This is a genomic window from Pantoea sp. SO10 (assembly GCF_005281435.1).
GTDB lineage: Bacteria > Pseudomonadota > Gammaproteobacteria > Enterobacterales > Enterobacteriaceae > Pantoea > Pantoea leporis.
Genome location: NZ_CP040096.1, coordinates 71,369 through 92,244, shown reverse-complemented (window position 1 = coordinate 92,244; position 20,876 = coordinate 71,369). Strand labels below are relative to the sequence as shown.

Below are 20,876 nucleotides of genomic sequence, written 5' to 3'. Positions count from 1 at the left end.
ATTACTATCCAGAATCTATGGATATGAACATTTTTGGCTTTATGCCAGCCTTACTCCCTGTTGCACTGTCTCCCGGAGCGAGCTTCACTCTAGTTATGAACAGTGCTCTGACAGGAGGTAACAAAGGTTTATTAAGAACCCGCGCCGGAACCGCTCTGGGCATATATACCCATGCATTTTTTATAGGGTTTGGTATCACGGCAGTGCTCATCTCGTCGTCAGCAGCGTTTGCTGTGCTTAAAGTCACCGGAACTGTCTATCTGCTTTGGTTAGGCGCGATGCTTATCCGGAGTGGGATAACGGTAAATTCAGGCGGGTTTACTGGCGCAAAGCATTCCGTGACTTTAAAAGAGGCATGGCTGGCTAATGTTTTGAACCCTAAAGCCATCTTTTTTTATTTGACGGTCGTTTCACAGTTCGCAGGCGCGAAGGGTGGCGTTTACAACTACCTTATACTGGCATCAGTTCATATAGCGGTTATGAGTATCTGGCTTTTTGCAATCACTCAAACGCTCGTATTCTCAGCCAAAAAAACTAACCCGCGAATGCTGAAAAAGTACGTCAACATTGTCGGCGGGATAATGCTCATTGCTTTTTCTATGCACGGCCTTATCTATTAACTCCTTAGAAATACCGTTGTTCCTGACGGTCTCTACGGCCTGCAGGCTACACTGTAAACCAACCATGGCAACGAATCCTGCCAGGCCTAGAACGCGCAGCAGGCCAGAGGCCGGCAAAGGCATATTCCCTGTCAGGGGCTTCCTCTAAAAGACTTCAGATGTCTTCTTGGTCATTTCCGGCCCATCCTCTGCATCCAGCTCTTTTCCCAGCGAGGAGGCGAGGGCAACAATGCCTTTGCGGCGGCCAACAAGTAAAAGGATGTCGTTATCATTAAGCGGCATGTCAGGCGTAACGGCGATGACTTTATCGCCGCGTTTCATGCGTTGCCACCAAGCTGGAAAGCGCCCAGTTTAAATTTACCACTCCACGTGCCTACAGCGAGAGAAAGAAAAAGCGCCAGCTCCGGTGATAATCGAAAAACTTCATGAATCAAATCCATAGAAATATATCCCGCAGAGAAAATTCTTAGGACTCAGGCATATTTTTCTGCCTGAAGAGTGATTATTCAGTTAGAAGAAACGTCAGCGTTTGATGCTTATCTCAGGGTAGCTTTATAATTTACTTTCGCAAATTTAAACCCTAAGAACAGGTTTAAGGTAGTGCAAAGTACTGATAAATAGTCTAATTTTAATCGTTAAATTTTGAAGGCGAGCCGGCAATTTATTACATACGGTTAACCTTTTTATTCATTTTTCGACTGAGTCAAACTATTAAGCATTATAAAATGGTTAATCATTATGGAAAACTCATGCAAAGTGGCTATATTATTCCTAAGCAAATGACTTGTATCTGTCATCTAAATGCTAATATTATGTAAATAATTGATATGCAAATGCTTGCGCATTGTTTCATAACATGCTCACTTCGTAATACTACAGTATTTAGATTACGCGGGTGCAGCAAGTAACATTCCACACTTCGCCACTCTATCGGAAAATATGAGGTCGTTATGTCAAGTGAATCAGTTAATGATATATCAAAAGACTTATCCGCCTTTGTAGGGACGCATTTTGTCTATACCTATGATAATGGATGGAAATATGAATGGTATGCGCGTAATGACAATACGTGTGATTACAGGATTCATCAGGGGTTGGTAGGTGGTCGTTGGGTGACAAATCAAAAAATGAATGCCGTGCAGTTCGCACCTGGCATTTATAAAGTCGACTGGCACGAGCCGACAGGAACCTGTGTGAGCCTGTTATTTGATATTGAAAGAAAGATCATTCATGGCACCATCTTCTTTCCTCAGTGGATTGCAGGTGAAAATCAACATCCTGAAAAAACAATTTGTTATCAAAATGAGTTCATTGAGGATATGCATCGCTTCCGCGATGAAGGACCGGCATATCCCTATGTTGTGATACCCGAATTTGCCAGGGTCACTTATATGAAAAATGAAGGGCCTGATAATGATGCTGTTATTAATATGCCCCCAGGTCAACTTCCGGACAATTTCTTCGATGGGAAATAATTAATTCCGGACATTACTGCTTCATTACACTGACACCTCAAAGCCAATTCATTTGGACGCTGAGGTGCCGAACAAAGTAGTAGAGATTTTAAGTGAGCGGAAGAGCCAGGAAACCTCGCTACTTTTTTCAGGCCAGCCAAATGGTTCAGCTGGCCTTTATTTAAACGTCTTTAATAAGGGGTGTGGTCAGCTCAGCGCGACCCTCACTTTTAGTGCAATCACCAGCGCGGCAAAACACATTATGCAACCCGCGGTAATGAAAACACCGGTTACGCCGCTGAGACCAAAAAGTAATCCTCCCAACGCAGCACCCGCAGCAATTGAGGATTGAACTGCTGCGACTACCATGCCGCCAGCGGTTTCAGCCTGATCGGGAACGGAACGCGCTACCCAGTTTGACCACGCAACGGGTACGCCACCAAATGCCATCCCCCACAACGCGACGAACAACATCAATCCTGCTTCCTCAAGTGGCAGCAAAATCATGCTTAATGCCGCTAAACCAACAAGTGCTGGCATCAGTATCAGGGTAAGACGCAGGCTTTTCTCCATCAGCCACCCGGCCAGCAGCGTACCGATAAAATTAGCGACGCCAAATCCAAGCAGTATCAAAGACAAACGATCCACATCAAGTTGAACGATATTTTCAAGAGCCGGACGAATATAGGTAAACAGCGCATATTGACCCGTATGGGCAATCACACAACCCGTCATTCCCACCGCAATGCCTGGGCGGCGGAGTAAATCCATGACAGATGCCGTAATCATCATTTTACGCGGAGCCATCCCAGGAAGCGTAAACAGCTGGAAAAGCAGTGTCAGCAGGCCAACTGCGGTTGCAGCGATAAAAGCACTACGCCAGCCATAAAGCCCACCTAAATAGCTTCCCAGCGGGATCGAAACCACGGTACCGACAGCAATACCGCTAAAAATAATGGAGAGAGCACGCGGGACGCTTTTTGCAGGGACCAGCCGCATAGCTACGGCAGCAGCCATACTCCAGAAGCCTCCCAGCGCGATGCCCAGCAGAATGCGCATGACCAGCAGAACAGCCAGACTGGAGGAGAGTGCGACAAGCAGGTTGGAGGCGATCATCAGCACGGTAAAACCAAGCAAAACAGCTCGGCGATCATAATTACGCGTCAGGCGGGGAACCATCAGACCCGCAAACAGGGCCACCACAGCTGTCACCGTCACAGCCTGACCAGCAAGCGCTTCAGTAACACCAAGATCCGCGGCCATGCGTGTTAACAGGCTGGCAGGAAGATATTCTGCAGTCAGCAAGCCAAACACGCCCATCGTCAGTGAAATAACGGCCATCCATGCGGATTCTTTGGGTTCCGCACTGTTCAAACTAACGGATGCAGCTTCAGTTGCTTCGTTTCTCATAACACACTCTTTTTTTGGAGAAAAAATGATAACTCCAAGTCTAGAGTTGAGCCGCTGGACGATCTATGATGCCACATCCTGATTTTTTACCCGAAACTCCGGTTATGCATGTGAATAAACACTTTGCCCTGTCATCCGAACTCATCAGTGAATTGCTGCTGGAAATGCGTCTGCGTGGCGTGCAGTATCGCCGTTTACAGACGGGCTCTGAGTTTGGCGTCGGTTTCAGCAGCAGACCCGGACATGCCTATTTTCATTACATCGCAGTGGGTACTGCTCTGCTGCGCACACATGATGGTACGTTGCACGAACTGAAAGCCGGGAGCATGGTATTCATGCCGCAGGGCGAGGAGCATCAGCTTTTATCGGATGTCAGCTGTTCATTTCAACATATCGACACGTTCGGCTCTGCTCCTTTAGGCGAGGCAGTCAGCGGAATTAATACCTGCCCGAGTTCGCATCCGACACCCAGCACAGTTCTGTTTTATGGCTGTATGGAGTTCGATCTTGGTGGAATGCAGGGCCTGGGTAAAATGATGCCGCAAGCCATCGTGGTTGAGGCAAATGAACAGATTTATCCGGGGCTGGTTCCCGTTCTGGGTGCGATGAAATCTGAAATCTGTTCCGGACGCGCGGGCTTCGCGGGCATTCTGGCACGCCTCGCAGAAGTGGCGGCGGCCATGATTGTGCGTGGATGGATCGAAAACGGCAGCGAGAACGCCGCTGGTCTGATCGCTGCGTTACGTGATCCACGACTTGCCCGTGCCATTCTGACCATTCATCGTGATACAAGCCGGGAGTGGTCTGTTGCCGAGCTTGCTGCCCAGTCGCATGTATCCCGTTCTGTTTTTGCTGAACGCTTCAAATCAATTATCGGCATACCTCCGCAGCGCTATGCAAGGGAAGTGCGAATGCGCATCGCGGGTCACTGGATTACTCACGATAAGATCTCAATTGACACCGTAGCGCTTCGCCTCGGCTATGCCTCGCAGGCAGCCTTTAGCAGAGCGTTCAAGCGCATTAATGGGTATCCACCGGGCGCTATGCGTCAGCGAACAGCGAGAGGCGTTAATACAGTAAGTGAGTGAATGCTATTATTGTCATTTGCTGGATTGAATGTAGAAGACCTTAAAAACTGAGCGGAAACGACTTTTCATCATTCTACGTATCGCAAATTTCTCCGGTTTCCGCTGCTGGTACAAAGTTGCTGGTTGTAAGAAGCGGCTGTCTGTAATGAGCAAAGAACTGAGATCTCATTTACAGATGCTTGTAGTTTTGAAATTACGCAATCAAGCAAGATGATTAATTCTGATCTGACTGACTCTGTCACTAGACATTCTTTACGAATATGCTTTTTCGTCCATGTAGGAAAGCACGATTTGTACGATGCGATATCGAATCTTAAAATCAGGAGTCTGGGATTCTAAATTGAAGTCAAACGAATTGACGTTTAAAGGAATAACGAATATGTCATGCTTAAAAAAATATGTATAGTGGGTCTTTCCCAGTAATGGAGATATAATCGAATGTTCTACATTTTACGTTACTTTACTCATGCTTCTAGTCGTGTCAGGAACCTGGGCTTCTAAATTGAAGTTAAACGAATTTACGTTTAAAGGAATAACGAATATGTCATGCTTAAAAAAATATGCATATGCACCATTTATATCACTACTTTATGGTGTTTCAGCAACGGCCTCACCAGATTTGATGTATGACATTGATAAGAAGGACTATTCGGTGTCAACAGAGGTGACGCCACAATTTTCCTGGGATAAAAGTGAGTCTCAAGGTGATAAAACCCAATATTGTCTTACTCCTCGCGATCCAGGATGCGGCAAAATGTGGCATGAGGAAAAAGCGAAGGATTATTCCTGGTCCACAGAGGTAACGCCAAAACTATCTTGGGAGAAAAGTGAGTCTCAAGATGATAAAGCTCACTATTGTCTTACCCCTAGCGATCCAGGATGCAGCAATATGTGGCATAAGGAAAAAGCTAAGGAGTATGACGAGCGGAGGCAGCGTTCCCAACAAAAAAGGCTTTATAATTAACATAAGTGATCGTTCAAAAGCTCATATTCAGTTTTCCATAGTGGGATATTACGCCTGGCTAGGAACGTTCTTAATAGTTAGGCTGATAATATTTGACGATTCATTTCTTGAGAATTTTTTGCAGCTTATTTAGAATGCATCTAAAAATCGCACCAAACCGCCTCGACTTCATTTACTAATTCGCGAAATATTATGGATTGGACAGAATAACTTGAGCGTCCAAAGTCAGTTCCTTTTGGGAATATTGTCTGACCAGCTTGTTCGTATTTTCATTTGAGCCACGCTGTCAGGGAGATTGAGGACCACAGAAATAAATCCAAATGTCTGTCGCTACCGTAAATCGAGCGTGGCTGGTCGTTTGGCGCCTCGATCCCATGTTAGTGTTTTATAAAAGCTCAGCTGGTAATTCCGCGCTTGTTTGATGAGTGCAGATACAACAGTTATGGTTTTGTTGTCGCTGATTTTGGACAGCATAACAAAGCGGGAATGGCGTTCAACGTGGGTGACGATATAGGAGTTAGTAGACATCTCTATGTTTGGTCGGGTTAAATATGGCTAATTCGTTAAATAACCTTGATCCCGAGCTGAGTTGATCACACCTGCACTACAACCCATATTCCTCGCGCAACAACCCAAACAGCCAATCGTTATGCCACGCATTTCTCAGCCAGTAACTTTCTCGCAGTTCACCTTCTAATACAAAACCGACTTTTTCCAGCAGTCGCCGTGAGGGCGTATTGCCTGCGGTGACGGTAGCGCTTAGGCGTCGAATGCCGCCGTCGCTAAATGCATAGTCACAAATCGCGCGGAGCGACTCGTGCGCATAGCCTTTGCCTTGCGCTTCAGGTGCGAACAGAAAGCCGACTTCGGCGCAGTCCTTTTCCCGATGAATATAACCGCTAACGCCGAGGCGATTGCCTGACTGTTTTTCCCGCACCACCAGACACAGCCAATGCGCGCTGAATGGCGACCAGCGCGGCAATCTTGCTGTAAAATCGGCGTGAATTTTTTCATCAGATTTTGCATCGGCGACGTAATGCATGACGTGAGGCGAGAGCTGGAGCTGACGGAAGAAGTCCCAGTCGTCTTCCGCGATCTGCGAGCAAGTGAGTCTGGGCGTGTCGAGATGCAGGTTAGCGGTCACTTTTCACCTTTAGAATTCAGATTACTCCATGACGATATTTTACAACGCTCATAACGTAGCGGCGCAATTTATTGCGCATTATCAGGGTGGGTGCGCAATCGCCATCACAGTGCGCGATAAATCGCGCCGCTACGGATACATGCAAAACGTGATTATTGCTGGAACCGCAACGCCACACCAAACGCCTGCTCGGCACCAACAATAATCGCCGACTCTTCTTCGCGGAACGGCACATCACCGAGCAGCAGGCTGGCTTTCACTTTGCGCAGATCCGAGGTGCGCAAACTCAATCCGGCCATGCGCGCGCTGCCGTCGTAATCAATCGGCAATCCGGCGAAGCGCTGCGTAACGTATTCCGCGGCGGCAAAGCGTACCGTTGCCACGCCCGCTTTGAGCACAAACGCGCCTTCCTGACAGGCGGTGAGTTTATCGGCACCGAATAAACGGCTGTAGGGCTGCGCAGCGGCGGCGGGATCCTGCGCTACCACCACGAACTCGACGATATCGCTCACGCCATTCGGATGGACGCGCCACGCGTCCTGCCACACCGAATCCGGCGTGTCGTGCTGACAAAAGAAGCTGCGGCCGTTCGCCACCAGCGACGGGCGCAACCGCACGGTGCGGAAGCGTGCTTCCTGTTCGGTGCCGTCCGGCAAAGTAACGGGACGGAAAAAGCTCGCCGGCAGATCGCCGTCGATGTCCTGGCTCTCCAGATAGCGCCACACCGCATCGGCATCCTCGGTTTTCCATACTAATCCGCTGAGGCCAATCGGCGACTGCCACAAATCCTGGCGCAGATTGCCGCGCCCAGGCTCAAACCCCAACAGCTCCAGATAGTTATCACCAAAAATCGCCAGATGATTACTGGAGCCGAGCGAATGATGGCCGCGCTCGGTCAGCTGAAATCCCAGGCGACGAAACAGCGCGCTGGCGTCATCCAACTGGCTGGCAACGTTGATCACCACATGGTCGAGACGTGGAACAGGTACAGAAATCGCCATCGCTTTTCTCCTTGCTCTCATGGTCACGATGCCAGCGCCTGTTGTTGGCGCAGCGTCATCAGCGCGCGCTGGGCCAGCTCGGTAAAGTAATGCACCGCCGGTTCCAGCATCGCTTCATCCGGATCGAATCCGGCGTGATGCAGGCCAAATTCACTGGCGCTGCCGATGCTGACGAACGCGCCCGGCAGCTGCTGCAGGTAGAAGGCGAAGTCTTCGCCACCCATCTGCGGCGTGCCGACCTGTGTTTGATAGCCTTGCTCTGCGGCCAGATCCAGCGCGAAATCGGCCCATTGCGGGGTGTTGAACAGCGAAGGCGGACCTTCCTGCCACACCAGCTCCGCCTGTGCGCCAAATCCGGCGGCGATCCCGTTTATCAGCGCTCTCATTTTCTGCGGGATCTGCGCGCGAATCGCCGCATTGTGGGTGCGCACCGTGCCTTCCAGTTCCACCGTTTGTGGCAGCACGTTCCAGCTGTTGCCTGCGGTAAAGCGCGTCACGCTGACCACCACCGATTCCAGCGAACTGAACACGCGGCTCGGCAGCGTTTGCAGCGCGGTGACGATGTGGCTGCCAATCACGATGCTATCAATGCCTTCATGCGGACGCGCGGCGTGCGCACCTTTGCCGTTGATAGTGATCTGGAAACGATCAACGTTGGCATAATAGGCGCCGCCGCGCGTCCGCAGCGTGCCGGTTGGCAGATCCGGCGCGTTATGCAGGCCGAAAATCGCCTGCACCTCTTTCAGCGCGCCCGCCGCCAGCAGCAGTTTCGCGCCGGTAAAAATCTCTTCGGCAGGCTGGAACAGAATGCGCACGCGGCCAGGCAGCTGGGATTCGATGCGTTTCAACTGCTGCGCGACGCCCAGCATCACGCTGCTATGCAGATCGTGGCCGCAGGCGTGCATCACGCCCGGCTGCTGGGATCGCCATGCTTGATCGGTTTGTTCGTCGATGGGCAGGGCGTCGATGTCGGCACGCAGCGCAATCAGCGGTTCACCGTGCCCGATTTCTGCCACGACACCGGTTTTCAAATCCAGCGGCAGCAGCTTGACGTTGAGTTCCTGCAGCCAGCGGGTAAGGCGCTCGGTGGTGGCAAATTCCTGATCCGACAGTTCAGGATGCTGATGCAGCTCGCGTCGCCAGCGCACTAGCTGTTGATGGGAAAGATCCGTCATGGTCATCCTTGTGAGTGTTCAGGTAAGAAAGGTTCGCCGAGCGTCAGCATCAGGCGATTTGCCCAGGCAAAGAAGGCGGCGGATTGAATCAGGTCCAGCAGCTCCAGCGTGCTGAATCCCTGATCGCGCAGCGCGTGCAGCTGTTTCAGGCTGGTGGCGGCAGGCGTAATCGATAAGGTAGCAACCAGATCGATCTGCGCCGCCCAGCGCGCCGATTGTCCGTGCGACAGTTCAGCGCCCGGCGCGACATTCAGCAGCTTCTGCACCGCCGGTTCATCTTTCGACAGCTGGCTGGCTTTGCGCGCATGCACCGAGGCGCAGTAGATGCAGCCGTTGACCTTGCTCACCACCGTGGCGGCGAGTTCTCGCTCGGCGCGTGAAAGTCCGCCTGCGGTGTAGAAGATGCCTTTATCGGTTAGCGTGCGCTGCTCAAGCAGCGGCTGATTGCGGCCCAGCAGGCGGAAGTAATCAGAGTCGCTGTGGCCGAATTTCGCCAGCGTTGCCTGCTCTTCAGCGCTAAATTCCTGCAGCGGTTTTGCCGCTAGCCACGGTTCCCAGCCGAGTTCCTGCTGGGTAAAGGCGGTGAGGGCGGTTTTCCCGCTGACGGTGAGCGGCGCATCGTGCCATTTACCGGCCACCGCATGCCGCTGCGACGCCGTCTCTTCGCCGTTGAGCAAACGCAAACCCGCAAGCAAGCGGCTCTGGAAGCTGACAAAGGCAATCAGCTGCGCCAGCGTGACGATGCCACGTGGCGACCATCCGGCAGTTTGCAGCGTCTCGATGTGCTGCGGCGCAGCATCGACCGGATGCAGGCTCAGCAGTTCCGCAAACGCCAGACCCGCAGCGAAGCGTGCGTTGTTAGGCTGATCCGGCTGGCGGTAATGCGCTTCGAGACTCGACGCGCCATGCCAGGCCGCGACCTGCGCGGCGAGGGCGAAACGTTCTGCTAACGGCAAATCGTCATCATCCTGCGAAAACAGCACGTCGTAGCTGCCTTGCGTGTGCTGGGTGGCGGCGTGACGTTCGGCGCGGGCTTGCGCCAGTTCAGACGCGGGATCGATATCCGCCAGCGCGGCCAGTAAATCAAACGGTTGAGACATGAAATTCTCCTGTTAAGCGTGGCTTAGCGCACGCAGCGCGGGCGCAATATGCTCGGCAATCAATTCGATAGAACGCAGAATGTCGGCGTGTGGCGGATCGATGGAGTGCACCTGGAAGCTGATATCGGTGACGCGTTGCAGCGACGTATCGGCCAGCAGCGATTGCCGCACCGTGTCGGCATCGCCGAAGTGCGCATCCAACTGACGCGCCTGTTCGTCCAGCGTGTTGCCAATCACGTGTCCCGATTCACGGAAATGCTGCGCCTGGCGCTGTAAGCCCGGCTCGGCAAGACGGCGTGCGTAGTCGTTGGAATCGGCCACAAAAGCGGTGCGCGATGCCAGAATGCGCGGCGCAATGCCTGCTGGTAAAGCCGCCAGATAGGCATCAATCATCGGGTTTTGTATCTGGTGGAGCGGCAAATCAGGCTGGCCCGCCGGACGCGGCTGGGTGCGCGACAGCATCAAACCGTGCCCGGCTTGTCCCGCGCGCGCCGCGCCTTCCACCGAGAAGGTGGCGATCCACACGCGCTGCGCCAGCGTCGGCGCTGCGGGATAGAGGTGATTATCCGGATGGCCCAGCGTATCGCCGCGCCAGGCGCTCAGCAGCTGATGCAGATGATCGGCAAACACGCTGGCGCGCTGGTCGATGGTGATACCGAACGGCAGAAACGAGGTCGCGGTACCGCCCGATCCTAAACCGACTTCGAGGCGACCGTTGCTCAGCAAATCCAGCACCGCTGCATCTTCGGCGACGCGCAGCGCGTTCTCCATCGCCAGCGTGATGATGCCGGTGCCAAGCCGAATAGTGCGGGTGTGCGCAGCAACGTGGGCCAGAAACAGCAGCGGCGACGGCAAGCCGCCTTCTTTCTCGTGAAAGTGGTGCTGAGCAATCCACGCGCTGTCAAAACCGGTGCGCTCGGCGTGCTGAATCTGTTCCGTTGCCAGGCGATAGCGCTGCTGTGCGGAAGTGTCATCCAGCAGGCGAGTGAAAAAACCAATGCGTTTGCGCGTCATGCAGACTCCTTAATCAGCGGACGGAAAGCGGGTATCGCGTCAATCAGCGATCGGGTATATGGATGCTGCGGCGCGTTAAATAGCGTGACAGTGTCACCTTGCTCCACCACTTCACCGGCGCGCAGCACGGTGACGCTGTGCGCAATGCGGCGCACGGTGGCGAGGTCGTGGGTGATAAACAGATAAGTAAGGCCGAGCTCGCGTTGCAGCTGTTGCAGCAGTTGCAGAATCTGCGCCTGCACCGTGACATCCAGCGCTGAGGTCGCTTCATCCAGCACCAGAATCGCCGGTTGCAGAATCAGGGCGCGGGCGATGGCTACGCGCTGACGCTGGCCGCCAGACAACTCGCGCGGTTTACGCGTCAGCAGCTCCAGCGGTAACGCCACGCGCTGCGCCACGGCTGCGACGCGTTGCCGGCGCTCGTCGCTGCTGAGTTTCTCAAAGTTACGCAGCGGCTCTTCAATGATGGCGAACAGCGTTTGGCGCGGATCCAGCGAGGCAAACGGGTTCTGATACACAAACTGAATCTTGCGGCGCAGCTGACGTTGCGCTTCGCCGCGCAGCGCGGTGGCATCGATGCCATCGATCACCACGCGGCCGCTATCGGCCTGCTCAAAGCCTAAAAGAATGCGCGCCAGCGTGGTTTTCCCCGAGCCGGATTCGCCGACCAGCGCGTGCGTGGTGCCGCGCGCCACCGTGACACACACCTCTTTCGCTACCTGCAGCTGCTGCTGGCGACCAAGGGAAAACTGTTTATTGATGCCGGAGAGCTGAATCGCTGGCGACGAGAAGTTGGCCTGTGTCGGCACGGACAGCGCGCTGTCGCCCGGATCGGCGTCCTGCAACAGCTGCCGCGTGTAAGCATGCTTAGGCGCGTTGATCACCTGCGCCGCCGGGCCTTGTTCCTGAACTTCGCCATGACGAAATACCAGCAGGCGATCGGCGCGTTCTGCCGCCAATGCCAAATCGTGCGTGACAAACAGCACCGCCGTACCGGATTCGCGGCGCAGCACATCCAGCAGATCGAGAATGCGTTTTTGCACCGTGACATCCAGCGCGCTGGTGGGTTCATCGGCAATGATAATCTGCGGACGCAGGGCAAGGGCGATAGCAATCAGCACGCGCTGTTTCATGCCGCCGGAAAGCTGATGCGGATACTGCGTCAGACGCTGTTCCGGATGGCTCAGCCCCACTTTTTGCAACAGCTCCAGTACGCGCTGCTGGCGTTCGGCTTTACTGATTTTCAGGTGCAGCTGCAGCATTTCACCGACCTGATCGCCAATGGTTTTCACCGGATTGAGCGAGTTGCCCGGATCCTGCGGCACTAAGCTGATGCTGACGCCGCGCAGGCTATCAAGACGTTTAGAAGACCAACCGGCGATATCGGTGCCGTTCAGCACAATTTTGCCGCTGTCCCGGCGGCCGTTTTCTGCCATCAAACCAATAATCGCCTGCGCGGTGGTGGTTTTGCCGGATCCGGATTCACCGACCAGCGCCACCATTTCACCGGGCTGCAACTCAAAGCTGACGTTGTGAACCACCGCGCGCCACTCGCCGCGCTGGCGATAGCTGAGGGTTAAATTTTCAATGGCTAATAACGCGCTCATGCGTCACCTCCGGCCAGTTGACGACTGATGCGGTTGGCGGCCAGCACCACGGCGACCACCACAATGCCGGGGAAGGTGGTGAGCCACCACGCGGTCGCCAGATAGTTACGTCCTTCGGCGATCAATAATCCCCATTCGGGCGTCGGCGGCGGCGTGCCGTAACCGAGGAAGCTGAGCGTGGATAACGCCAGAATCGCCTGGCCAAACTGCAAGGCGGCGAAGGCGATCACCGCCGTCAGCGAGTTGGGTAAAATGTGACGCCACAACACGCGCCAGAAACTGCCGCCGCTGCCGTAAGCCGCTTCGACGAACTCGCTGTGGCGTACGCGGACCACTTCGCCACGCGCCAGGCGGGCAAAGCTGGCAATCGAGGCGATGCCCACCGCCAGCGCGGCGTGCACGGTGCCAAAACCCAGCAGAATCAGAATGCTGAGCGACAGCAGCAGCGAGGGAATCGACAGCAGCACATCCACTAAGCGCATCAGCCAGTTCTCAGTACGACCGCCCGTCGCGCCTGCCAGCACGCCGATCATGGTGCCGCCAATCAGCCCCATCGCCACCGCTGCGACCGCCGCCGACAGCGACTGTAACGCACCATAAATAATGCGCGCGTAGAGATCGCGGCCCAGCTGATCGGTGCCGAGCCAGTAAGCGGCCTGCGGCGGCAGACGTTGCGCGCCAGGCACGCCTTCCGTTGGGCTGAAATGGGTAAACAGACCCGGCGCAAATGCCGCCAGTAGCGCCAACAGCATCACGCCCCACGCCAGCCACAAACCTGGCTGGATGTTGAGCACGCGGGACGCACGTGCGTTGCCGTTGCTTTGACGCGCAGTTGAGTAATCGACCAGACTCATCGGTTGCCTCCGGCAATGGATTGCAGACGCGGATCGAACAGCGGCATCAGCGCATCGACCAGCAGGTTAATCAGCACAAACGCCAGCGCCGAGATCATCACCACCGCCTGTAACACCGCGACGTCCTGATTATTCACCGCCTGCTGCGTCAGCTGACCGACGCCGCTTAGGCCAAACACGGTTTCGGTAATCAGCGCACCGGCGATCAGTTCCCCGAGCAGCAAACCGGCAACGTTCAGCACCGGCAGCAGCGCATTGCGCAACACGTGATGCCACAGCACATGGCTTTCGCTGGCGCCTTTAGCGCGCGCGACCGCCACGAACGGCTGGGTAGAAACCTGATCGATGCTGCGCAACAGAATCTGCGCCAGCGGCGCGGAGATTGGGATCGCCACGGTAATCACCGGCAGAATCAAACCCTGTAGCGCCGACGGATTGATCACCGGGATCCAGCGCAGCTGGAAGGAGAACAGCTGAATCAGCGCGATGCCGAGCCAGAAGGTCGGCAGCGAGATAAACAGCGCCGGAATTGATTGCAGCACCGAACGCAGGAAGCGCAGCGCTGGCAAGCGCGATAACGCCGCCAGCGCGAACGCGATAAGGGTTGCCAGCGCAAAGCCGAGCAGCGCCAGTTGCAGCGTGGCGGGCAGGTTGCTGATCAGCTGTTCGCTGACCGGCACGCCCGCCTGCACCGAGTAACCAAAATCGCCGCGCACCATCGCCAGCAGCGTGTGCACGTACTGCTGCCAGAGCGGATTATCCGCGCCGTAAGCCAGTCGCATTTCGGCGATTTGATCCGGGCTAAGGCCCAGATCCGGGTTCTGAAACTTGATCAGCACCGCATCGCCGGGCAGCACCTGCAGCAGAAAGAACGACAGGGTAAACGCGGCCCACAGCACCAAAACGCTTTGACCCACTCTTCGCAGCAGTGAACGTTGCATCATTAACCTGCCTTAGTGTTTTTCCAGCCACGCGCCGTAGAACGACGGACGACCGACGGCTTCAAAATTCACGCCTTTCAGCCACGGCGCACCGGCAAACACCTGCGGTTCTTCAAAAATCGGAATCACATAGGCCTGATCGAGCAGATAGCGCTGCGCCTCGCCGGTCACCGCCAGGCGTTTCGCCGGATCGACTTCCGAGGAGATCCCCAGCAACAGCGTGTTCAGCTTGTCGTCGCGGAAGTTCTGCACCTTGTCGCTGGAGCCGCCTTTTTGCAGCAGCGCATCACGGTTAGTCGGATAGAACTGGCTCTTCACCACGTCAGGATCGGCGCGGCCCACTTCCGACACCACCAGCGGGGTTTTCAGCGGATCGAGGTTATCCAGCACGCGGCTGCCGGCATCACCGGCTTTCACCGCCAGCGCGACGCCAACCTGACGCCACTGCTGTGCCACCAGCTGCAGCACCTCTTTGTTCTGCGGCTGCGGCAGCGATTCATAAATGGTCAGCGCCAGTTTCTTGCCATCCTTCTCGCGGATGCCGTCGCTGCCCGGTTTCCAGCCCGCTTCATCCAGTAGCTTTTTCGATAACGCCGGATCGAATTTCAGCTTGTCGGCCAGATTGACGTAACCGGCCGCCGAGGTGGCGATCACCGACGTGGCCTGCGGATAGTTCGGTGAGAACAGGGTTTGCACCACTTGCTGCGCGTTGGTGGCGTGCAGCAGCGCCTGACGCACTTTCACATCGCTGACCAGCGGGTTATCCGGGCGGAAGCTGATGCTGTCGTTGACGCCACGCGTGGGTGCAGCGTAAATCGGGAAGTTTTGCTGCTGCGCCTGCTTCTCGTCGTAGGCTTGCACCTGACGAATGAAGTCGGCCTGGCCGGCCAGCAGCGCGCCAATACGCACGCTGTCTTCCGGCGTGACGATGAATTTAATGCCGTCGAGATTGGCGGGACCTTGCTGGGCGAGGTTTTTCGGGCCCCATTGATAATCTTTGCGCGCGGTTAAATCGACCTCGCGGCCGAGTTTCTCATCGCTGACCACAAATGGACCGGAACCAATAATATGACGCGCATCGCCGAGTTGGTCGAAGCTACGCTGCAGCGTACTGAGGGAAACCAGGCCTGAACCGATGGTAGCGGTGCCCTGTAAAAAACCGGGAGATGGCCTTTTGAAATAGAATTTCACCGTCTGAGGATCAATAACTTCACTGCGGTCGTAATTATTGATCACTTCGGAAACCGGCAGGCGCTGGGCTTTATTTCCCAGACCGTAAGTATCAAAGTTTTTGGCTACCGCATTGGCATCTAAGGGCGTGCCATCGGAGAAGGTGACGCCGGGACGAATTTTAAAGGTATATTCGGTTTTATCGGCGTTACTGCTCCAGCTTTCGGCAATCCACGGTTCCACTTTTAAGGTTTCAGGATTCTGCCACGTCAGCTTATCGGTAATTTGATTCAGAATACCGCCATTGGGATAAAAGCCACCGGCGGGTGGATAAAGGTTGGTATGTGCCTGTTGTTCGAGGTAAACCAGCGTGCCGCCTTTGACGGGCGTGTCTGCCGCGTGGGCGCTAAAAATCCCTGATAGCAGGGCCAAACTCAACGCCTGCAAGTGAAAATGCTTAGTCATGGTGTTTCCCTTTTTAATCAATAGCCCGACGGGCGGTTTTCATCATTGAATGCCGCACACGGGAGTTGAACCAAGGAATTGCACTAAGCTTTGCTAAAAAAAATAAATAGGCGTTCTGTTCATACGATGGGGCGCCATAAATGGCGTAATGCTTTTTAGCTAAGCCATTGGCGATGGCGCTGACCGGTGCCACTTTTGGTCCGGCGGTCCTCGCGCCGCTTACGCGGTACCTTCACTTCGCTCGTCTGCCTGACGGACCGGCGGAGACGGGACGTCCTGTCCCGGCTCCGCCTTTCGCCCGCGTCCTGCGGGCTCTCCTGGCTTCCTCGCTTCGTTCAGCGCTGCGGATTGCCGGCCCAAAAGCGGCCCCGGCCTGCTCCAAACCTTCAGTGCATGTTGTTGAAAAGGGCACATTTGCCAGAGGCGCTGACGCGTCTGCTGCGGCAAAAGGGCTATCCGCAGCGCTGAGGCTTTTACGTTGGGCCAGGAGCCTCACGCAGGGATGCGTGAGGCAGTTCGGGGCCGGCCAGGACGGCCGATCCCCGAATGATCCGTCGGCACGACGTGAAAGCCGAAGGTACCGCGCTAGCGGTGCGAGGACGGCCCGTGACGCAGTAGATGTGTCAGAGCCCGCAGCAGATTTAAAGCACAATGATTTGACCGGTTGTTACATCACGCCCATTAAACGCGGTAGCCATAGCGATAACGCCGGAATATAGGTAATCAACATCAGCACAATAAACAACACGCCATAGAAAGGCAGCATGGCGGTGACCACTTGCTCAATCTTTTGCTTACTCACGGCGCTGGCGACAAATAATACCGTGCCGACCGGTGGCGTAATTAATCCGATGCCTAAGTTGGTTAGCATTATCATGCCGAAATGCACCGGATCGACGCCGAGTGCGGTGGCTACCGGTAATAGTACCGGCGTCAGAATCAGGATCAGCGGTGCCATATCCATTAGCGTCCCCACCACCAGTAGCAGCAGATTAATGCACATCAAAATCACATACTTGTTACTGGAGAATTGGGTAAAGGCTTCGGTAATAATGGTGGGTAATTGCATAAAGGTCATTACCGCACCAAAACCGGCGGCGAAGGCGATCAACACCATCACAATGGTTACCGTTTTGATGGTACGAAACACCAGAATATGCAATTGCGTCCATTTGAAATCACGATAAATAAACATGGTGACAAAGAACGCCCAGATGCAGGCAATGGCTGCCGATTCCGAGGCGGTGAAAACGCCGGACAGAATTCCGCCGAGAATGATGAAAATGGTGAACAATCCCCAAAACGCATCGAAGAAGATTTTCAACGCCTGCTTGTAAGGGATGCGCTCACCTTTGGGATAGCCGCGTTTACGCGCAAATCCCAGGCACATTACCATTAAGCAAAAACCCAGTAACAGGCCAGGAATGATGCCGGCGACAAACAGCGATGAGATGGTGACAACACCGCCGGTGGCGAGCGAATAAATCACCGAATTGTGGCTGGGCGGGGTTAACACCGCTTGTACCGAGCCGCTGGCCGTTACCGCCGCTGCGAAATCACGCGGATAGCCTTTCTCCTCCATCTGCGGAATCATCACGGAACCAATCGAGGCGGTATCCGCCACCGAAGAGCCCGAAATCGCGCCAAAAAAGGTTGAGGCGACAATATTCACCAGCGACAAACCGCCGCGAATAAAACCAACGAAAATATAGGCAAAGTTGACCAGCCGTCGGGCAATGCCGCCTTCCGCCATAATCGCACCAGCCAAAATGAAGAACGGAATGGTTAACAGTGAAAACTTATTAATGCCGTTGGTAATCTGAATCACCACCGCTTCCAGTGGTAAATCGATCCACCATGCCCCGATAAACGCGCTCAATCCAACGGCAAATGCCACCGGGAAACCCACCAGCAGTAATACCACCAAACTGCCTATCAAAATCAGTGCGTCCATTTTCTTCTCCGCTTAGTGGGTGCCGCCAAGAGTCACGATGGCGCGTTGGCTTTGATCGCCATTAACCAATCTTTCAATGACAAACAGCAGGGTGAAAATCGCGCCGATTGGGATCGGCAGATACATTTCGCCGTAGGTCACCACCGGTAGTGAGGCCAGCGTTTGCACCCACATCGCTTCGCACAGGTTGTAACTGGCGCGGAAAATCACCAGACAGGTGATGATCATCAGCGCGTCAGACAACTTCAGCAGCCAGCGCTGATTCACCGGCGAGAGCCGGTCGGTCATCATCGAGACGCAAATATGCGTACCGGCGCGGAACCCGACTGGCGCACCAATAAAGGTAAAGATGACCATGCAAATGATGGCGACCGGTTCTGGCCAGGATAACGCGTCGTTCAGCACATAGCGGGTGAAAATCCCGATGGGAATCACCGTCACCATGATCAACAAGGCAACGGCGGCGATCGCCATGCACAGCAAATAAAGCCCATCCATCAGACGAGAGTATGCAGTCATAATGTTTACCTGATTAAAACGCCACGCAGGCACGTGGCGTGGGGAGGATTACTTCACATCAGCAATTTGTTTCATCAAATCCTGATATTTCCCGCCAAACTGATCGCGCACTGGCTGGGTGGCTTTCATGAAGGTTTCACGATCGGTTTCCTGAAAGGTCACGCCACCAGCTTTCATCTTCTCAATGGATTGTTGGGTGTAAGTTGCCCAGAGCTGACGTTCTTCCTCCTGTGCCTCTTTGCCTAATTTCTTCAGCAACGCCTGGTCGTCAGCCGAGAGGCGATTCCACAACGGTTTAGAGTAGAGAATCATTTCAGGCTGAATGAAGTGGCCGGTGAGGGTGTAGTACTTAGCGACGGGCATATAGTTGTGGGCAACAAAGGTTGGCGGGTTGTTTTCTGTGCCATCCACCACGCCGGTTTGCATGGCGCTAAACACTTCGCTCACGCCCATTGCCACCGGGTTTGCGCCCATGGCTTTTAAGGTCGCCAACGAAATCGCACTGTTTTGCACGCGGATTTTCATACCCTTAAGATCGTCGGGTTTGGCGATTGGCTTTTTAGTGATCATGTTGCGCACACCGGCGTCGGTCCAGCCGAGGAATATCATGCGGGCGTTAGGATCGTTATCGAATTTCTCGACGATATTTTTCCCGATATCACCATCAAGCACCTTGTGCATGTGATCCTCATCGCGAAAAACATACGGCAAGGTTAATACGCTGGTTTCTGGCGCGATGGTGGTGACCGGTGCCAGCGAAACACGGATCATGTCAATGGCGCCCAGTTGCACCTGCTGCAGCGTTTGGTCTTCATCGCCTAGTACGCCACCGGCGTAAACCTTCATTTCTAATCGGCCATCAGTGGCTTTTTTTAGCTTCTCGCCCATGTGTTCAAGCGCCACCACGGTGGGATAACCCGCCGGTTGAACTTCGGCCACTTTAATGACCTTGGCGGAAGCCACTGCCGGGCAAAACGCTGCTGCAGAGGATAACGAAACGACCAGAAGTAATTTTTTAAACGTCATGCTTTTTCTCCAGCTAAGGGGAGGCAGGAAGGTGCGGCGCATTAATTTGTCGAAGGATGCCGCGTGGTGTCAGCATAGAGAAAATAGTGGCTGGAAAAATAAGGGAATGGCGATTGGATGAATTACGTCACATTTTGAAACGATGTTTTAATAATTTTATATTGAGTGTCACATTTTCAAAACATCACCACAACAATCCATATCCTGCGGGATAATTATGTGTTTTCAAAGGATTTTAAACCACATGGTCCAATCTATCTCCCTGATATGCATAAAGTAAATATAGATACGACAATATCATGTTTTACGAATCCGCCTTCTCCGCCACAAACTACTCGCCATATTCATGACGAAAAGGATAAGGCGCATGTCATACCGACTGAGTTTGCTGGATAAATCGCCGATTGCCGACGGAGAGACAGCCAGCCACGCGCTACACCGCACGTTACAGCTGGCGCAGCAGGCGGAAGCCTGGGGCTATCACCGTTTCTGGTTAGCGGAACACCACAATACCGATCGTCTGGCGAGTCCGTCGCCGGAACTGCTGATCGCCTGGATCATCGGCCAGACGCAACATATTCGCGTCGGCTCCGGCGGCGTGATGCTGCAACACTACAGCCCGTACAAAGTGGCGGAAAACTTCAACTTGCTGGCGTCCTTAGCGCCGGGCCGCATTGACGTTGGGGTCGGCAAAGCGCCGGGCGGTTTGCCACTCTCAACGCGTGCTTTGCAGCTCGGCGTGCATCTGCAGGAGAAAGGCAGCTTCGCCGAGCAATTGACGCTGCTGGATAGCTGGTTGCAAGTGCCGCCAGTGGGCGATGAAGAGATTCTGCGCGCCACGCCGCAGCCGCCGCGTCCGGCCAATCGCTTCCTGCTGGGTGCCAGCGAAGAGAGCGCCAAACTGGCGGCGGAACTCGGCTGGCAGCTGGTGTTTGCGGCGCATCATAACGGCGATCCGCAACTGATGGAAAAAGTCCTCAACAGCTATCGCCAGCACAGCAACGGCCAGCGCGCGCTGGTGGCGGTGCAAGTGGTGGTGGCGGACTCGCCGGCGGAAGCCGATCTGCTGGTGGATAACCTGCGCGTTTACCACGTCAGCGTGAAAGATGGCCCCAGCGTTAACGTCGGCAGCGTCGAGCAGGCCGAACGCTATGTGCGTCAGGGCGGTTATACCGATTACGTAATTGAACCGCGCACGCCATCGCTGCTGAAAGGCACCGCCGCGCAGGTGCATGCCAAGCTGGATGCGCTGCATCAGAATTTCGGCATTGAAGAGTTCGTGATTGATACGCCGGTGGCTGAAGAGCAGGCGCGCGTGAAATCACTCGAACTGTTGGCCACTCACCGTTTAGTCACCGCATGATTCGCTG

The 20,876-nt window shown here is 54.5% G+C and carries 20 protein-coding genes and 1 pseudogene; 5 read left to right on the top strand and 16 right to left on the bottom strand.

Features of this window, described 5'->3' with window-relative positions; all coding sequences use genetic code 11:
* The first annotated feature begins 17 nt into the window (after window positions 1–17).
* Window positions 18–620, top strand: a complete 603-nt coding sequence (locus FCN45_RS20015; RefSeq protein WP_137386986.1) for a LysE family translocator — start codon at window positions 18–20, stop codon at window positions 618–620.
* 144 nt (window positions 621–764) lie between these two features.
* On the opposite strand, the gene FCN45_RS23650 is transcribed toward FCN45_RS20015, so the two are convergent.
* Complete coding sequence (locus FCN45_RS23650) at window positions 765–941, bottom strand: hypothetical protein (protein WP_168197485.1); 177 nt, start codon at window positions 939–941, stop codon at window positions 765–767.
* 629 nt (window positions 942–1,570) lie between these two features.
* On the opposite strand from FCN45_RS23650, the gene FCN45_RS20010 reads away from it, so the two are divergent.
* Window positions 1,571–2,095 (top strand): phenolic acid decarboxylase, encoded by a 525-nt coding sequence (locus FCN45_RS20010; protein ID WP_110868449.1) that lies wholly within the window; start codon window positions 1,571–1,573, stop codon window positions 2,093–2,095.
* A 186-nt stretch (window positions 2,096–2,281) separates the two neighbouring features.
* Here the strand turns inward: FCN45_RS20010 and FCN45_RS20005 are convergent, their stop codons facing one another.
* Complete coding sequence (locus tag FCN45_RS20005) at window positions 2,282–3,484, bottom strand: MFS transporter (RefSeq protein WP_137386985.1); 1,203 nt, start codon at window positions 3,482–3,484, stop codon at window positions 2,282–2,284.
* Between the two features lie 65 nt (window positions 3,485–3,549).
* On the opposite strand from FCN45_RS20005, the gene FCN45_RS20000 reads away from it, so the two are divergent.
* Both FCN45_RS20000 and FCN45_RS19995 read left to right on the top strand, forming a co-directional pair.
* Window positions 3,550–4,572: an AraC family transcriptional regulator gene (locus tag FCN45_RS20000; RefSeq protein ID WP_137386984.1), complete on the top strand. Its 1,023-nt coding sequence runs from the start codon at window positions 3,550–3,552 to the stop codon at window positions 4,570–4,572.
* Window positions 4,573–5,113: 541 nt separating this feature from the next.
* Window positions 5,114–5,536, top strand: a complete 423-nt coding sequence (locus FCN45_RS19995; protein WP_210421291.1) for a hypothetical protein — start codon at window positions 5,114–5,116, stop codon at window positions 5,534–5,536.
* A 176-nt stretch (window positions 5,537–5,712) separates the two neighbouring features.
* On the opposite strand, the pseudogene FCN45_RS19990 reads toward FCN45_RS19995, so the two are convergent.
* The 14 genes and pseudogenes from FCN45_RS19990 to FCN45_RS19925 form a co-directional block, all read right to left on the bottom strand.
* A pseudogene (locus FCN45_RS19990) lies at window positions 5,713–6,070 on the bottom strand (IS30 family transposase); the annotation flags it as partial.
* A gap of 70 nt (window positions 6,071–6,140) precedes the next feature.
* Window positions 6,141–6,680, bottom strand: a complete 540-nt coding sequence (locus tag FCN45_RS19985) for a GNAT family N-acetyltransferase (protein ID WP_137386982.1) — start codon at window positions 6,678–6,680, stop codon at window positions 6,141–6,143.
* A gap of 152 nt (window positions 6,681–6,832) precedes the next feature.
* The gene (locus FCN45_RS19980) at window positions 6,833–7,681 is read right to left on the bottom strand and encodes a VOC family protein (RefSeq protein ID WP_137386981.1); all 849 of its coding nucleotides are present in this window, start codon (window positions 7,679–7,681) and stop codon (window positions 6,833–6,835) included.
* 23 nt (window positions 7,682–7,704) lie between these two features.
* Window positions 7,705–8,856, bottom strand: coding sequence for an amidohydrolase (locus FCN45_RS19975; protein WP_137386980.1), 1,152 nt, complete (start codon window positions 8,854–8,856; stop codon window positions 7,705–7,707).
* A gap of 2 nt (window positions 8,857–8,858) precedes the next feature.
* A complete protein-coding gene (locus FCN45_RS19970; protein ID WP_137386979.1) occupies window positions 8,859–9,956 on the bottom strand; it encodes an alkylhydroperoxidase domain protein in 1,098 nt (365 codons plus the stop codon).
* 12 nt (window positions 9,957–9,968) lie between these two features.
* Window positions 9,969–10,970: a putative FMN-dependent luciferase-like monooxygenase gene (locus FCN45_RS19965; protein ID WP_137386978.1), complete on the bottom strand. Its 1,002-nt coding sequence runs from the start codon at window positions 10,968–10,970 to the stop codon at window positions 9,969–9,971.
* Window positions 10,967–12,577, bottom strand: a complete 1,611-nt coding sequence (locus tag FCN45_RS19960; RefSeq protein WP_137386977.1) for an ABC transporter ATP-binding protein — start codon at window positions 12,575–12,577, stop codon at window positions 10,967–10,969. Before FCN45_RS19960 ends, FCN45_RS19965 begins: the two co-directional genes overlap by 4 nt.
* Complete coding sequence (locus FCN45_RS19955; RefSeq protein WP_137386976.1) at window positions 12,574–13,431, bottom strand: ABC transporter permease; 858 nt, start codon at window positions 13,429–13,431, stop codon at window positions 12,574–12,576. Before FCN45_RS19955 ends, FCN45_RS19960 begins: the two co-directional genes overlap by 4 nt.
* The gene (locus tag FCN45_RS19950; protein WP_210421293.1) at window positions 13,428–14,372 is read right to left on the bottom strand and encodes an ABC transporter permease; all 945 of its coding nucleotides are present in this window, start codon (window positions 14,370–14,372) and stop codon (window positions 13,428–13,430) included. Before FCN45_RS19950 ends, FCN45_RS19955 begins: the two co-directional genes overlap by 4 nt.
* A 12-nt stretch (window positions 14,373–14,384) precedes the next feature.
* On the bottom strand, window positions 14,385–16,007 hold the full coding sequence (locus FCN45_RS19945; protein ID WP_137386974.1) for a TIGR04028 family ABC transporter substrate-binding protein: 1,623 nt from the start codon (window positions 16,005–16,007) through the stop codon (window positions 14,385–14,387).
* Between the two features lie 13 nt (window positions 16,008–16,020).
* On the bottom strand, window positions 16,021–16,200 hold the full coding sequence (locus tag FCN45_RS23645) for a hypothetical protein (protein WP_168197484.1): 180 nt from the start codon (window positions 16,198–16,200) through the stop codon (window positions 16,021–16,023).
* A gap of 474 nt (window positions 16,201–16,674) precedes the next feature.
* Window positions 16,675–17,961: a TRAP transporter large permease gene (locus tag FCN45_RS19935; RefSeq protein WP_101761395.1), complete on the bottom strand. Its 1,287-nt coding sequence runs from the start codon at window positions 17,959–17,961 to the stop codon at window positions 16,675–16,677.
* 12 nt (window positions 17,962–17,973) lie between these two features.
* Window positions 17,974–18,480 carry a TRAP transporter small permease gene (locus tag FCN45_RS19930; protein WP_137386973.1) on the bottom strand — a complete coding sequence of 169 codons (507 nt, stop codon included), beginning with the start codon at window positions 18,478–18,480 and terminating at the stop codon, window positions 17,974–17,976.
* A gap of 48 nt (window positions 18,481–18,528) precedes the next feature.
* Window positions 18,529–19,506: a TRAP transporter substrate-binding protein gene (locus FCN45_RS19925; RefSeq protein WP_137386972.1), complete on the bottom strand. Its 978-nt coding sequence runs from the start codon at window positions 19,504–19,506 to the stop codon at window positions 18,529–18,531.
* 367 nt (window positions 19,507–19,873) lie between these two features.
* Between FCN45_RS19925 and FCN45_RS19920 the strand changes: the two genes are divergently transcribed.
* Window positions 19,874–20,869 (top strand): MsnO8 family LLM class oxidoreductase, encoded by a 996-nt coding sequence (locus FCN45_RS19920; RefSeq protein ID WP_137386971.1) that lies wholly within the window; start codon window positions 19,874–19,876, stop codon window positions 20,867–20,869.
* The last annotated feature ends 7 nt before the right edge of the window (window positions 20,870–20,876 follow it).

Excerpts from the sequence above, each read along its gene's own strand:
- FCN45_RS20005 (WP_137386985.1), bottom strand. The coding sequence starts at position 3,484 with ATGAGAAACGAAGCAACTGAAGCTGCATCCGTTAGTTTGAACAGTGCG.
- FCN45_RS19920 (WP_137386971.1), top strand. The coding sequence starts at position 19,874 with ATGTCATACCGACTGAGTTTGCTGGATAAATCGCCGATTGCCGACGGA.
- FCN45_RS19945 (WP_137386974.1), bottom strand. The coding sequence starts at position 16,007 with ATGACTAAGCATTTTCACTTGCAGGCGTTGAGTTTGGCCCTGCTATCA.
- FCN45_RS20010 (WP_110868449.1), top strand. The coding sequence starts at position 1,571 with ATGTCAAGTGAATCAGTTAATGATATATCAAAAGACTTATCCGCCTTT.
- FCN45_RS19975 (WP_137386980.1), bottom strand. The coding sequence starts at position 8,856 with ATGACGGATCTTTCCCATCAACAGCTAGTGCGCTGGCGACGCGAGCTG.
- FCN45_RS19950 (WP_210421293.1), bottom strand. The coding sequence starts at position 14,372 with ATGCAACGTTCACTGCTGCGAAGAGTGGGTCAAAGCGTTTTGGTGCTG.
- FCN45_RS19930 (WP_137386973.1), bottom strand. The coding sequence starts at position 18,480 with ATGACTGCATACTCTCGTCTGATGGATGGGCTTTATTTGCTGTGCATG.
- FCN45_RS20000 (WP_137386984.1), top strand. The coding sequence starts at position 3,550 with ATGATGCCACATCCTGATTTTTTACCCGAAACTCCGGTTATGCATGTG.
- FCN45_RS19955 (WP_137386976.1), bottom strand. The coding sequence starts at position 13,431 with ATGAGTCTGGTCGATTACTCAACTGCGCGTCAAAGCAACGGCAACGCA.
- FCN45_RS19960 (WP_137386977.1), bottom strand. The coding sequence starts at position 12,577 with ATGAGCGCGTTATTAGCCATTGAAAATTTAACCCTCAGCTATCGCCAG.
- FCN45_RS19925 (WP_137386972.1), bottom strand. The coding sequence starts at position 19,506 with ATGACGTTTAAAAAATTACTTCTGGTCGTTTCGTTATCCTCTGCAGCA.
- FCN45_RS19970 (WP_137386979.1), bottom strand. The coding sequence starts at position 9,956 with ATGTCTCAACCGTTTGATTTACTGGCCGCGCTGGCGGATATCGATCCC.
- FCN45_RS19935 (WP_101761395.1), bottom strand. The coding sequence starts at position 17,961 with ATGGACGCACTGATTTTGATAGGCAGTTTGGTGGTATTACTGCTGGTG.
- FCN45_RS19980 (WP_137386981.1), bottom strand. The coding sequence starts at position 7,681 with ATGGCGATTTCTGTACCTGTTCCACGTCTCGACCATGTGGTGATCAAC.
- FCN45_RS19995 (WP_210421291.1), top strand. The coding sequence starts at position 5,114 with ATGTCATGCTTAAAAAAATATGCATATGCACCATTTATATCACTACTT.
- FCN45_RS23650 (WP_168197485.1), bottom strand. The coding sequence starts at position 941 with ATGAAACGCGGCGATAAAGTCATCGCCGTTACGCCTGACATGCCGCTT.
- FCN45_RS19965 (WP_137386978.1), bottom strand. The coding sequence starts at position 10,970 with ATGACGCGCAAACGCATTGGTTTTTTCACTCGCCTGCTGGATGACACT.
- FCN45_RS20015 (WP_137386986.1), top strand. The coding sequence starts at position 18 with ATGGATATGAACATTTTTGGCTTTATGCCAGCCTTACTCCCTGTTGCA.